This is a genomic window from Pseudomonas sp. ICMP 10191 (assembly GCF_001467335.1).
GTDB lineage: Bacteria > Pseudomonadota > Gammaproteobacteria > Pseudomonadales > Pseudomonadaceae > Aquipseudomonas > Aquipseudomonas cerasi.
The window spans coordinates 1-13,246 of sequence record NZ_LKGW01000118.1 but is presented as its reverse complement, the minus strand read 5'-3'; the positions used below and the strand labels follow the sequence as shown (position 1 = coordinate 13,246).

Below are 13,246 nucleotides of genomic sequence, written 5' to 3'. Positions count from 1 at the left end.
CACCGGCCCCCCGACACCAGTCGTCATGCCGTAACGGCTTTTGCCGACTCGAAATAGTTAATCGCTGCCTTTAAACAGTCAGCAGACCGAATCCTCTGATCGAGATACACAAGTGATCGAAAATCTACGCAACATCGCCATCATCGCCCACGTTGACCATGGTAAGACCACCCTGGTAGACAAACTCCTGCGCCAGTCCGGCACCCTTGAGCGCAACGAGCTCAACGACGAGCGCGTGATGGACTCCAACGACCAGGAAAAAGAGCGCGGTATTACCATTCTCGCGAAGAACACCGCGATCAACTGGAATGGCTACCACATCAACATCGTGGACACCCCGGGCCACGCCGACTTCGGTGGTGAAGTAGAGCGCGTGATGTCGATGGTCGACTCCGTACTGCTGCTGGTCGACGCCCAGGACGGCCCTATGCCGCAAACCCGTTTCGTGACCAAGAAGGCATTCGAAGCCGGCCTGCGTCCAATCGTGGTCATCAACAAGGTTGACCGTCCAGGCGCGCGCCCGGACTGGGTTCTGGACCAGATCTTCGACCTGTTCGACAACCTGGGTGCCACCGAAGAACAGCTGGACTTCAAGGTCGTCTACGCCTCGGCCCTGAACGGCATTGCCGGTCTGGAACACACCGATATGGCTGAAGACATGACTCCGCTGTACCAGTCGATCGTCGATCACGTTCCTGCGCCAAAAGTTGACCGTGACGGTCCTTTCCAGATGCAGATCTCGGCTCTGGACTACAACAGCTTCCTGGGCGTCATCGGTGTTGGCCGTATCGCTCGCGGCCGCGTCAAGCCAAACACTCCGGTTGTTGCCATCGATGCCGAAGGCAAGAAGCGTAACGGTCGTATCCTGAAGCTGATGGGTCACCACGGTCTGCACCGTGTGGACGTTGAAGAAGCAGCTGCCGGCGACATCGTCTGCATCAGCGGCTTCGACCAGCTGTTCATCTCCGACACCCTGTGCGACCCACTGAATGTCGAAGCGATGAAGCCGCTGACCGTTGACGAACCTACCGTTTCGATGACCTTCCAGGTTAACGATTCGCCGTTCTGCGGTAAGGAAGGCAAGTTCGTCACCAGCCGTAACATCAAGGAACGTCTGGACAAGGAACTGCTGTACAACGTTGCCTTGCGCGTTGAAGAAGGCGACACCGCCGACAAGTTCAAGGTCTCCGGCCGTGGTGAGCTGCACCTCTCGGTACTGATCGAAACCATGCGTCGCGAAGGCTTCGAAATGGGTGTTGGTCGTCCGGAAGTGATCATCCGTCGTGTAGGCGACGTGAAGCACGAACCGTACGAAAACGTGACCATCGACCTGCCGGAAGAATCCCAGGGCGCGATCATGGAGCAAATGGGTCTGCGTAAAGGCGACCTGACCAACATGGTTCCGGATGGCAAGGGCCGTGTTCGCCTCGAGTACAACATCCCGGCCCGTGGCCTGATCGGTTTCCGTAACGAGTTCCTGACCCTCACTTCCGGTGCAGGCATCCTGACCTCGATCTTCGACCGTTACGACGTGATGAAGTCCGGCGACATGTCCGGCCGCCAGAACGGCGTTCTGGTTTCGGTTGAAACCGGCAAGGCACTGACCTACTCCCTGGAAACCCTGCAGGCGCGCGGCAAGCTGTTCGTCGAGCACGGTCAGGAAATCTACGGTGGTCAGATCGTTGGTCTGAACAGCCGTGACAACGACCTGGGTGTGAACCCTACCAAAGGCAAGAAGCTCGACAACATGCGTGCTTCGGGCAAAGACGAAACCATCGCCCTGGTTCCACCTGTCAAGTTCACCCTTGAGCAGGCTCTGGAATTCATCCAGGACGACGAGCTGTGCGAAGTAACGCCGAAGTCCATCCGTCTTCGCAAGAAGATCCTGGACGAAAGCGAGCGTACCCGCGCTGCCAAGAAAGCCAAGGCTTGATACTTAGCCCGCGCTGAATAAAAAACCCCGGTCGAGAGACCGGGGGTTTTTTTGACCTGCTGATCATCGCAATGAGGTTCAGGACTTGATATCGAGGGCCTGACGTTTGCCCGCCACGGGTGCCAGCAACAGTTCGATACGCTGCTTGCGAATCCCGTCGGCAGCCGCTTCGGCCAGGGCTGCGTCGGTGATGATGGTGTCGAACTGCTCGAGCCCGGCGACCTTGTACATGCCGAAGGTGCCGTATTTGGAGCTGGTGGCGATCAGCACGGTTTGCGAGGCGGACTGCATGGCGGCCTGCTTGACCTCGACCTTCAGCGCCGACGGTGTGGTGGTGCCGCGTTGCAGGTCCCACGAGCTGGTGGACATGAAGGCCACATCGGTCGCCAGCTGGCGCAGGGTCGCCGCAGCCAGGCCGCCGACGCTGGAGCGGTTCGGATGATCGAGCAGCCCGCCGGTGTGAATCACATCCACATGCGCAGCATCGGCCAGCGCGTTGACCACGCCGAAATCATTGGTGACCACAGTCATGCCCGACAGCGCGATGATATGCGGGACGATTTCGAGTGTGCTGGTGCCTGCGTCCAGATAGATCGTCATGTCCGGGTGCAACAAGCCCGCTGCGAGCCGCGCCATACCCTGCTTGTGCGGCAACTCCACTACGGCCTTGGACTGGTGGCTGGGCTCGCTGTGGACCTGGCTGGCGATACGCACGCCCCCGGTGACCGAGTAGGCGCGACCTTCCTGCTCCAGCTGGGCGATGTCGCGGCGGATGGTCATGTGCGAGCAATCGAACATCTCCATCAACTGATGCACGCTGAGCACCTGATGCTTGCGCAACTGACGCAGCATCAGCTCCCGGCGCTGGTCAGGGATCATAGGTGTACCGCCGGAAATGGCGATCTCCTCTTCAGTGGACATTCGTACTCCTGTACATCAATGAGCCGCCTCAGGCTGCAGGCGGTCCGCGCATCTTAGCCAATCGCTTCGGCAATGGAAGCAGTTGCAGGCTTTTTTGCGCGGTTCGGCTCATCTTTACTCCCGTCGCACTTCAACTCATCCAGTTGCCACCGTCGACGTTATAGGTCTGGGCTACGACGTATTCGCTGTCCGCTGAAGCCAGGAAAATGGCCATGCCGGTCAAATCGTCCGCTTTGCCCATGCGCCCGAAAGGCACTTGTTCGCCCACCAGCCTTTTCTTCTCGCCCAACGGCCGGTTTTCATAGCGGGCGAACAGCGCATCCACGCCGTCCCAGTGTTCGCCATCGACCACACCCGGCGCGATGGCGTTGACATTGATGCCGTGCCTGATGAGGTCCAGCCCGGCCGATTGGGTCAGGCTGATCACCGCAGCCTTGGTCGCGCAATACACCGCCACCAGCGCCTCGCCCCGCCGACCAGCCTGGCTGGCCATATTGATGATCTTGCCGCCGTGCCCCTGGGCAATCATTTGCCTGGCTGCTGCCTGCAAAGTGAACAGGGTGCCCGCGACGTTGATCGAAAACAGCCGTTCGTAACTGTCGCGGGTGATATCGACAATTGGTGCCAGATCAAACAGCGCGGCGTTGTTGATCAGGATATCCAGCTTGCCAGTCTGTGCGACCACAGCGGCGATGGCCTGATCGATGGACGACTGATCCGTGACGTCCATCCGCACCGCATAAGCGTTGGGGCCCAGTTCGGTCGCTGTCGCCTGTGCGCGCTGCAGATCGATATCGGCAATCGCCACGCGCGCACCTTCGTGAATGTACGCCTGCGCAAATGCCCGCCCGATGCCTCGCGCCGATCCGGTGATCAGCGCGCTTTTACCTTCAAGTCGTTTCATGGGTTCATCGTCCGTTCAATACAGTTGAGGGCTGGCGCTCTACTTCGGGTAGCCGGCACGTTTCATCTCGCGCTCGGTCACCGCCTGCGCGGCTGTGAGCGCCTGTTCAGTGGTGGTTTGCCCGGTCACGGCGGCAGAGAACAGCTTGCCGACCGAGGTGCCGATGGCCTGAAACTCGGGAATGGTCACGTACTGGATACCAACGTAGGGCACAGGCTTGGCCGAGGGGTGCGCCGGGTCGGCGTGTTGCATCATTTGCAGCGTGACCTTGGCGAACGGTGCAGCTTTCAGGTAAGCCTCGCTGTAGGTGGAGGCGCGGGTGCCAGGCGGCACGTTGCTGATGCCGTCCGTCTCGGCGACCAGCTGGATATACGCCTTGGACGTCGCCCAGGTGATGAACGCCTTGGCCGCATCCTTGTGCTTGGAGGTGGTCGGTATCGCCAGCGACCAGGCGTAAAGCCATGATGAACCCTTGTCAGTCACTTCAACCGGCGCAGGTGCAAAGCCGACGCTGTCGACCACCTTGCTCTGTTCCTTGTCCGTCGTGAAGGAGCCGGCCACGCTGGCGTCGACCCACAAGGCGCATTTGCCGCTGTTGAACAGCGCGAGGGTTTCGTTGAAGCCGTTGCTCGACACGCCCGGCGGGCCATAGTTTTTCAGGGTGTTGACGTAGAAATTCGCAGCCTTGATCCATTCCGGGCTGGTCAATTGCGGTTTCCATTGCTCATCGAACCAGCGCGCGCCGAATGCATTGGCCATGGTACTGAGCAAAGCGATATTCTCGCCCCAACCGGCCTTGCCGCGCAGGCACATGCCGTAAACGCCCTTGTCGGGCTGATGCAGCTTCGCGGCGAAGTCGCCCAGCTGCGTCCAGGTCGGGTGTTCGGGCATGCTCAAGCCTGCCTGCTTGAACAAATCGGTGCGGTAATAAGTGATGGTGCTTTCGCCATAAAAGGGCAGGGCATAGAGCGTGTCCTTGACTGACAAGCCTTGGCGCACCGAGGGAAAGATATCCTCCAGATCGTAGTCCGGCGCAAGATCGGTAATCGGCTCCAGCCAATGTTTGGCGCCCCATAACGGGGTCTCGTAGGTGCCGATGGTCAACACGTCGAACTGGCCGCCCTGCGTGGCGATGTCGGTGGTCAGGCGTTGGCGCAAAACATTTTCTTCGAGCACTACCCAGTTGAGCTTGATGTCGGGATGCTGCTGCTCAAAGGTTTTCGACAGGCGCTGCATGCGGATCATGTCACCGTTGTTCACCGTGGCGATGGTCACGGTTTCGGCGGCCTGGACGGTCAGGTTGAAAAGGGCGGCGGACACGCCTGCGGACAGGAAAAGCGTTTTCCGAATGTTCATCGTAGTGCTCTCCACCCCGCGCCTTGTCTGGCGGGAGTCATTGTTTTTGTTGTTGGCCACGGTTGAGTCACCCTGGTGGACGGCTTGATTACAGCAGCCCTCAGGGGGCTGAACAAACGCAGCGCGGATGATCGACTGATACTTTTTTAACCGGCCGCGCTCCGGCTGTCCGAAAGCAAAAAAGTATCAGTGCCGGTTTGAACGCGAGCTAGCGCTGGTTGGACGCGAGGGGGTATGTTCAAGCGTCAACAGCGCATTCATAACGATAAAAAGGGGCATCCCGTGCCTGACAGCCGAGCCGCCTTGCTCGAGCAGCGCCCTGCCGAGCTCGAGGTTATTCTCCCGCAGCCCGACCACTGCTTTCGCTGGTACGAGCATGACTATCCCTACGCACTGGCGCGCTGGAACCATCATCCGGAATTCGAAATTCATCTGATCCGCCAAGGCAGCGGCAAGCTGGTGGCCGGGGATTACATCGGTGAGTTCGCGGCAGGGCATGTGGCCCTGATCGGCCCGGATCTGCCGCATGACTGGATCGGCGATCTGGCCCCCGGTGAGCATCTGCCCGGGCGGGACGTGGTTCTGCAGTTTGATGGTGCCGCGTTGCTGGCCTTACGCGGCACGCTGCCGGAGATAGGCGATTTGCAGCGTCTGTTCGAGCAGGCGCGACGTGGCCTTGAGTTCAGCGGTGCAACAGCGGTGCAGGCCGCGCGCCTGCTTGAACAGATCGGCCCGGCTCAGGGGCTGGAGCGGCTGATTCTGTTCCTGCAACTGGTCAACACGCTGATGAAAGCGCCTGCGCAGGAGGTTCGTCTGCTGGCCAGCACCTGGTATGCACCGACCCTGGATGCGCGCAGCTCCGAACGGATCAACAAGGCGTTCGACTATCTGCTGACCGAATTGACCAGCGATATTCGCCTGTCCGTCATCGCGCAGCGGCTGGACATGAGCGATCCGGGTTTTTCACGCTTCTTCAAGCGCACCACGGGCCATTGTTTTATCGACCTGATGCGCAAACTGCGGGTCCAGCGGGCTTGCCGGTTGCTGCTGCACAGCGAGATGTCGGTGTCGGACATCTGCTTTGAAGTCGGCTATGCCAATCTGTCCAACTTCAACCGGCACTTCCGCGTGGAGATGCAGCAGACGCCCAGTGAATACCGGCGCGCCGCTGCATCGGCCTGATCAATGCTCTGCCGGTTCTTTCGCCTGCGGGGCACGGGTAACGGCATTCACCAGCTTGCCGATGGTCAGGCCCTGCAGAAGGATCGACAGCAACACCACGATGTAGGTGATGCTCAGCAGCAGATCGCGTTCCGGCCCGGTCGGCAGCGCCAGCGCCAAGGCCACCGAGACACCGCCGCGCAGGCCGCCCCAGGTGAGGATGCGGATCGTGCCGTGCGGCACCTTGCGCCAGCGACGCAGGAGCAGGATGGCCGGGGCCACGGTGACGAAGCGCGACAGCAGAATCGCCGCTGCCAGCAGGCTGGCCGCAATCAGGTGCTGCCACGAGAACGGCAACAGCAACAACTCCATGCCGATCAGCGCGAACAGCAGTGCGTTGAGCATGTCATCCAGCAGCTCCCAGAAACCGTCCATGTAACGACGGGTCATGTCGTTCATCGCCAGATTACGTCCCAGGTTGCCGATGATCAGGCCGGCCACGACCATCGCGATAGGACCGGACACATGCAGTTCAGACGCCATCGCCGAGCCGCCGATCACCAGCGCCAGCGTGAGCATGACCTCGATCTGATACTGCTCGATGCTCTTGATCATCAGGTACACGGCGTAACCGATCAGGCCGCCGAACAGCACACCGCCCACCGCTTCGTGGGCGAACAGCAGAGCGGTTTCGCCCACCGTCGGCGTTTCGCCCAGCTGCGCGATACCCAGCAGAACGGTAAACACCACCACCGCGGTGCCGTCGTTGAACAGGCTTTCGCCGACGATCGTGGTCTTCAGCGGTTTCGAGGCGTTGGCAGTACGCAACACACCGAGCACCGCAATCGGATCGGTAGGCGAGATCAGTGCACCAAACAGCAGGCAGTACAACGGGCTGACGTGCCAGCCGAACAGGGCGAAGATCCAGTAGGCCAGTGCGCCGATCACCATAGTCGCAATCAGCACCCCGAAAGTCGCCAACAGGCCGATGGGCCAACGGTAGCTCCTCAAATCGCCAAGGTTGACGTGCAGCGCCCCGGCGAACAGCAGGAAGGACAACATCCAGTTCATCAGCAGGTCGCCGAAGTCGATCTGACCGATCAATTGTTGAACGCGATCTTCCAGGCCGGGATAGCCCAGAAAGCTCAGACCCTGCAACAGCAACGAGAACATCAGCGCAGTGACCATCACGCCAATGGTGGGTGGCAGACCGATGAAACGGTAGTTCACGTAGGTCAGCAGCGCAGTGAGGCAGATAAAACCAGCAGCGAGTTCAAGCATCCGTCATTCCAGAGTCCGTAAGTGCAGTGTCTCGATCACCGTAACCGAGCCTGTGTTTGATGGACTGGATCTACGTCCAGACACATCTCGACACGCCACAGTGGGGTTTGCGTTGACCACGCAAAGGCGGTGATGTTGCAAAAAATGCTGGAATCACCCAGCGAAGCTGGATTTGAGACGGGAGAGGCAGGGCATTGCAGACACAAAAAAGTCAGCCCGAATGACGGTCCGGGCTGACGGGGGATGTAACGCTGAGTGGCCTTCCTGGCAGGATCAGAATCATTGGCTGTTTCTGCATCCGCCGAGGACCTGGTACTGAACCGTGTTCAGCTTGCCTTTGGAGTCTTCGTAAGTCATCAGCTTTGGCATCACGCTACAGGTTTGCAGATCCGGGGATTTGCGGACCAGCTTGGCAATGTCCAGCTTCATTCCGTACGTGTATTCCTTGATCTCCGGCATTGGCTTGTTATGGATGGCGGCATACTTCTGCACGCTGGCCTGGTGCTCCTTGATCACCGTAGTGGCTTTGACTTCATCAGAGGTGTAGGCGAAAGCACTGATGGGCGAAAGGATGACCAGAGCAAGTAACAACGATTTGGCTGTGCGCATTTTCTTTTGTCTCCGTTTGAATGTGGCTTAACCCTAACCAATGCGCACTAACCGGAAGGTTGCTGAAACATTACAAATCGGTCATCTCGAAGATGTCAGCTTCCTAACAGTATTGTCATTGTTCGCTCACCTTCCTGTTAGCTCCCCCTCCGTAAGCTTGTTTCATCCCTGACGAGCGCCGAGCGCTGCGCAGGTCCGACATTCAACCGATAAAGGTAACGATGATGAAACTGGTCAAATCGATGGTCTTCGCAGTAGCTGCCTTGTCCGCCAGCGCAGCCTTTGCCGACGACGGTAACGAGTACGCAAGCACAGCGGCTGACAAGATGCGTCTTGCACAGGAACTGCGCTTCAAGGAACAGAACAGCAGCAATAAAGCCGAGCGCTACGTCAATACAGACGACAACGCCAAGGCCGAGCGGTCGACCAAGTCCGAAGGCTGATGCCTTTGATGCCCGACCCGCTGCACCCCCATTCGCCCTTTGTAGCAGCTCCCTGCTCCTTTGGTCGGGGCGAATCTTTAAGCGTCCTTCGGGGCGCTTTTTTTATTCCCGTATCTACAAAAATCGTTATCACGCCCGTGCTCCAGCGCCCGTGGGAGCGAGCTTGCTCGCGAAAAGGCCGGTACAGCCGCCAGAAGGAGTGCACTTGAACCAGGGAATGCAGTTTTGGACGCTCTGCGCCCTATCTTGAATGTTGGCTTGTGTTGGTCAAAGCGTGAGTCATTTTTATTGAATAGACACACGCTGCAGCGCACTTCCTTTCATATTTGTAATCCCGCTGTCACCCCGCCGTTATCTTCGCCACTTCAAGATGGTGCCCCACTGGCAGCTCTCGTACCTATAAAAAGAGCCAGGTCGACATGTTTATAACAATCTGCCGATTAGACGGAGCGCACATGACTCAACTTAAAACACTATCACTGGCCCTGTGCTCGACCCTTGCCGGTGTCGCACCGGCTGCCGTATTCGCCGAAGAGCAAAAAGAAGGCTTCATCGAAGGCAGCACGCTGACCGTACTCAACCGCAACTTCTACATGAACCGCGACCACCGCAACGGCGAATCCAGCCCTACCGGCAATGGTTACTCCGAAGCGTGGGCGCAAGGCATCATCGGGCGATTCCAGTCAGGTTTCACTCAAGGCACCTTCGGCGTCGGGGTCGATGCATTTGCCATGATCGGTATCAAGCTCGACACCGGTGACGGACGCAACGGCGGCCGCAGCGCATTCGACGTGCTGCCGGTCGATGGGGAAGGCCGCGCCCGTGACGAATACACCAAGGTAGGTGGCTCGCTGAAGGCCAGAGCCTTCGACACCGTCGTCAACGTGGGCGATGTGTTTCCCTCCACCCCGGTGGTTGCCTTCGGCGACTCCCGACTGCTGCCGGAAAGCTTTCGCGGCGTTACCGCCGTCAACAACAGCATCAGCGGCCTGACCCTGCAAGGCGGTCGCCTGCACTCCATGAGCCAGCCCGTTTCCAGCAGCATGCGCGACGGTTTCGTCACCTTCTACGGCGGTGCCGTGGACTCTCCATGGGTTGCCTACTTCGGCGGTGACTATCAGGCCACCGACAGGCTGAGCCTTGACCTCTACACCAGCCGACTCAAAGACGCCTGGGATCAGAAATACGCTTCAGCGTCCTACGTGCTGCCGCTCTCAGACGACCTGTCGCTGACCAGCAGCCTGAACTACTACAACGCCACTGACGAAGGCAAAAAACTGCTCGGCGAATTCGACAACGACATCTGGAGTGCAAAAGTCGCCCTCCAATACGGCGCACACACCCTGTCGCTTTCGCACCAGCGCAACGAAGGTGATGACGATTTCGACTACCTCAGGCAGTCCGACTCCATCTACTTGGCCAACTCCATCCAGTACAGCGACTTCAACTCACCCAAGGAGCGCTCGTGGATGGTCACCTACAACCTCGACATGTCCACCTTCGGCGTGAGCGGCCTGTCATTCATGACCCGCTACGGCAAAGGCACCGACGCCGACTACTCCAACGCCAACAGCACCTACATGCGCCGCGACGCACAAGGCAACCCGCTGACCGATCAAAAACGCTGGGAGCGCGATATCGAAGCGAAATACATCGTGCAGACCGGATCACTCAAAGACCTGTCACTTCGCGTGCGCCAGGCAACGACCCGGGCCACGGCGTTCGAATCGGATCTGGATGAGGTGAGGGTGATTGTGGAGTATCCGTTGAGTGTGCTTTGAGGGGGGGATTGAGTGAGGCGTCCTTTGGGGCGCTTCACAATTGACGGGCAGGCGAGGGAACGACCGGTGGCAAGGGCATTCGCTCTGCCCCTTGATATCTGAGTGTTTGGCGACCCGCCTGCCCAGGGTGTTGGCCATGGTCTCGGTTTTGACCAGGCGGTTTTCTCTGTCGTAGGTGAAGGTTTGCCAGCGGACGATGCCGACGATTTTCTCGACCAGATTGCCCCACGCGTCGTACTTGTATTCGTGGTTGCTCCATTGCTTGAGGCGGTCGTCTTTGACGCGGTCAAAGCGGCTGGTGTTGAAGTTCAGGCGGTTGCCGGCAGCGTCGTAGCGGAATTCTTCGCCGTCGAAGCGTTTTTCTGGGTTGTGTTCAAGCAGGCGGCCGTTGGCTTCGTATTCGTAGGTGACTTCGCCACGCAGTTTGTCGAGGGTGCGGCTCAGTTCGCCGGCCGGGTCATATTCGTAGCGGCGGTGGAGCGGGTTGTAGGCGTGCTCGACGTAGCGCTCTGGCTTTATGAGCGGGTTCTGGATCTGTGACAGTTTTTCAGCGGGCAGGGTGGTTGCGTATTGCCAGGTCTTGCGCCCCAGAGCGTCATAGCCGAAGCAACTGGTGAGTTTGCCCTGCGTGCGATAGATCTCGCGGTGCAGGTCATGTCGCTGATCATTTGGCCATCGAGATTCAGTTAATGCAGGTGACCGCTGCCGTAATACAAATGGTTCAGGTGCTGCCCGGTGGGAAGGGTCAGCGTGGTCAGGTTGCTGAGTGGATCGTACTCGTAGGCCAGCGTGCCCTGAGGCGAAGATTCCTGTGTCAGGCGGTCAGTTTCTCGGCAGTGGTACCGAGTTTTCTACCGTCTCTGGGCCTAAGCTCCAGTGTAGTGGTTTTGTTTGATTTTTTAAGGAGCAGATTTTTAATATCCAGAATAATGACTATGTTTTCAATGCCAATAGATTGACAATATTAGTACAAATTTTAAAGTGTCGATTCTTGCCATTTTCCACTGAGTAGAGTCTCCTTTTTTCTAATCATCCATCCTGATTGCGAATTGACTAAAGTGAATTTAAAAGACGCCTCAAGTCCAATAGATTGCTCAACTATAAAAGAAGCGGAATGCTCGCTTTCTTTGTCCATTTCGACCTGGTCTCTTATAGGGTCATACATTGTAGGCTCTCCACACGCCAAACCCTCTAATCGTGCCCAGCTTTTCGGTGACTTTATTGAGTGTTTTTGCAAAATTTCCTCAAGTCTTTTTTTATAGTATTCACTGCATGACTTTGTATCAGTGCCTTTTTCTATTAGAGAAGATTTTTCGCGAAAAAAACTACTTTCCCATTCATTCATGTCGCCTAGAAACTGTATTAGCACATCAAGGGGTTTAGATTTTTTTTCCATGGGTGCCTCTAATTATCAAATATATTAAATAGTGCACGCTTGCCGTTTTGTGAAACATCGTACAATATTTGGTCTGGGCGTGTTGGAGACTTTCCATATACAAACTTTATATCGACGTTTACAGGGCCTTTTTTAGTACATACTCAGCAACGTCCTTTTCGAAGTCTCTAAAAAGCCCTCTGTTAATTCCCGGAAGTTGAGGGAAGACACCATTTTTTCCTCCAGCTCCACCGAGTAGCTTAGCGATTATGTGACCAGCATCATCGTCCGGATTTCCAAGACTTCTCGCCCAACTCCGGGACGACGTGTTTGTCGCAGTTCCGCCTTTTTTGATGTCGGCCTTGGTAATCGTAGCCGCTGCTCGCAAAGGCTGTCCTGCGGTGCCTCGGGTAACACTCGCATTGACGCACCAGCCTAACGGATCAACCCACCCATTAGGATTAGGCGCATCTTGATAAAGATTCTCCCAACCACTCAGCCCAATCGGATGCGGTGTAATAAACCTTCAAATCGCCGGATCGTAATACTGGGACGTTTCGTAGTGAAGGTTTCCTATGCTTTTTGTTGAATTAATCAAGCGGTCACTTGTCTGGTTGTTTGATTTTATTTTTAGAGATGAACGACATTGCGTGTATGATGCTGTTGTTAACGCGGTTTATAATAAAAATCAATACTTCTTTATCTATGTGTACGGAGGCCCAACTCGTTGGCATGTCTTTTGGTAGTTTTTTTAATTTCTCAATACATGTCTGAGCGCCTACAAGTGGTCTTTTTTCTAACTGCAGCCTCTCCATTCTATAATTAACAATTTCTTTAAGCTCTGAGCATTTATGTATGTCGTACCTATCTATGTTAATGCCGTTCACCAAAGCCTTATCTTTTTTTGAGCAAGATAGTAAGGCTCTGGTGTCTTTGTCAATGTCGTTAATTGACAGTGCCTCGTCAATGGTTTGAGTGGTTATTGACTTTTTAGAGTTCATCTGGAGTAAATACCTGTAATTTATCTCTTATGCCCTTAAGTAAAATTTCTGACTCGCCATATTCATCAGGCGAAAACTCCCAGCGCCATGTATCACCTGGCTTAGGTGCCCCGGTCGGTGTTCCTAAAATTACACCTCCCGGGCCTTGTCTATTAGCCCACCATTTAGCGATTTCTAGATCTTTCGTCCATGATGTGTAAGAACTTATATCAGATACATCACCGCCGTTGTGCGATGCAGGACTAATATCACTATCAATTTTGCCTGGCCTAGCCACACCTCTCTTAGCATCATCAATAGCTGGATGGTTGGCGCTCACTCCCCGGAACAGTTCGCAAGCCCAACCCAGAGCATCAGTCCATCGAATTGGATTAGGCGCATACTGATAGAGATTCACACCACCAGCCAACCCAATCGGATCCTGCGTAATAAACCGTCCAATCTCCGGATCGTAATACCGAAACGTGTTGTAGTGAAGCCC

At 56.5% G+C, this 13,246-nt stretch carries 12 protein-coding genes and 2 pseudogenes; 4 read left to right on the top strand and 10 right to left on the bottom strand.

The window, feature by feature from the left end; translation table 11 throughout:
* The first annotated feature begins 112 nt into the window (after window positions 1–112).
* Window positions 113–1,933: a translational GTPase TypA gene (gene typA / locus AO388_RS17205; protein ID WP_002555714.1), complete on the top strand. Its 1,821-nt coding sequence runs from the start codon at window positions 113–115 to the stop codon at window positions 1,931–1,933.
* A 78-nt stretch (window positions 1,934–2,011) separates the two neighbouring features.
* Here typA and AO388_RS17200 read toward each other — a convergent pair whose 3' ends face one another.
* From AO388_RS17200 to AO388_RS17190, 3 genes are all read right to left on the bottom strand, one after another.
* The gene (locus AO388_RS17200; RefSeq protein ID WP_003372074.1) at window positions 2,012–2,854 is read right to left on the bottom strand and encodes a DeoR/GlpR family DNA-binding transcription regulator; all 843 of its coding nucleotides are present in this window, start codon (window positions 2,852–2,854) and stop codon (window positions 2,012–2,014) included.
* 130 nt (window positions 2,855–2,984) lie between these two features.
* Window positions 2,985–3,758 carry an L-iditol 2-dehydrogenase gene (locus tag AO388_RS17195; RefSeq protein WP_058416793.1) on the bottom strand — a complete coding sequence of 258 codons (774 nt, stop codon included), beginning with the start codon at window positions 3,756–3,758 and terminating at the stop codon, window positions 2,985–2,987.
* 39 nt (window positions 3,759–3,797) lie between these two features.
* Window positions 3,798–5,114, bottom strand: coding sequence for an ABC transporter substrate-binding protein (locus tag AO388_RS17190; protein WP_003372069.1), 1,317 nt, complete (start codon window positions 5,112–5,114; stop codon window positions 3,798–3,800).
* 282 nt (window positions 5,115–5,396) lie between these two features.
* Here AO388_RS17190 and AO388_RS17185 point away from each other — a divergent pair, with 282 nt between their 5' ends.
* Window positions 5,397–6,296 carry an AraC family transcriptional regulator gene (locus tag AO388_RS17185; RefSeq protein ID WP_024663424.1) on the top strand — a complete coding sequence of 300 codons (900 nt, stop codon included), beginning with the start codon at window positions 5,397–5,399 and terminating at the stop codon, window positions 6,294–6,296.
* On the opposite strand, the gene AO388_RS17180 is transcribed toward AO388_RS17185, so the two are convergent.
* Both AO388_RS17180 and AO388_RS17175 read right to left on the bottom strand, forming a co-directional pair.
* Window positions 6,297–7,556: a cation:proton antiporter gene (locus AO388_RS17180; protein ID WP_058416792.1), complete on the bottom strand. Its 1,260-nt coding sequence runs from the start codon at window positions 7,554–7,556 to the stop codon at window positions 6,297–6,299.
* Window positions 7,557–7,835: 279 nt separating this feature from the next.
* The gene (locus tag AO388_RS17175) at window positions 7,836–8,165 is read right to left on the bottom strand and encodes a DUF2790 domain-containing protein (RefSeq protein ID WP_003372061.1); all 330 of its coding nucleotides are present in this window, start codon (window positions 8,163–8,165) and stop codon (window positions 7,836–7,838) included.
* A 221-nt stretch (window positions 8,166–8,386) separates the two neighbouring features.
* On the opposite strand from AO388_RS17175, the gene AO388_RS29200 reads away from it, so the two are divergent.
* Together AO388_RS29200 and AO388_RS17165 are read left to right on the top strand one after the other, a co-directional pair.
* The gene (locus tag AO388_RS29200; RefSeq protein ID WP_054081749.1) at window positions 8,387–8,608 is read left to right on the top strand and encodes a hypothetical protein; all 222 of its coding nucleotides are present in this window, start codon (window positions 8,387–8,389) and stop codon (window positions 8,606–8,608) included.
* 455 nt (window positions 8,609–9,063) lie between these two features.
* Complete coding sequence (locus AO388_RS17165; protein ID WP_058416791.1) at window positions 9,064–10,389, top strand: OprD family porin; 1,326 nt, start codon at window positions 9,064–9,066, stop codon at window positions 10,387–10,389.
* 78 nt (window positions 10,390–10,467) lie between these two features.
* Here the strand turns inward: AO388_RS17165 and AO388_RS29195 are convergent.
* The 5 genes and pseudogenes from AO388_RS29195 to AO388_RS27695 all read right to left on the bottom strand — a co-directional run.
* Window positions 10,468–11,254 (bottom strand): annotated as a pseudogene (locus AO388_RS29195) (RHS repeat domain-containing protein); the annotation flags it as partial.
* Window positions 11,255–11,365: 111 nt separating this feature from the next.
* Window positions 11,366–11,785, bottom strand: coding sequence for an NTF2 fold immunity protein (locus AO388_RS27705; RefSeq protein WP_083515827.1), 420 nt, complete (start codon window positions 11,783–11,785; stop codon window positions 11,366–11,368).
* Between the two features lie 8 nt (window positions 11,786–11,793).
* Window positions 11,794–12,332, bottom strand: a pseudogene (locus tag AO388_RS30360) (DNA/RNA non-specific endonuclease); the annotation flags it as partial.
* A 34-nt stretch (window positions 12,333–12,366) separates the two neighbouring features.
* Window positions 12,367–12,765: a hypothetical protein gene (locus AO388_RS17150; protein ID WP_046720119.1), complete on the bottom strand. Its 399-nt coding sequence runs from the start codon at window positions 12,763–12,765 to the stop codon at window positions 12,367–12,369.
* A partial coding sequence (locus AO388_RS27695) for an RHS repeat-associated core domain-containing protein (protein ID WP_236713914.1) occupies window positions 12,755–13,246 on the bottom strand: 492 nt, incomplete at its 5' end. The genes AO388_RS17150 and AO388_RS27695, both read right to left, overlap by 11 nt.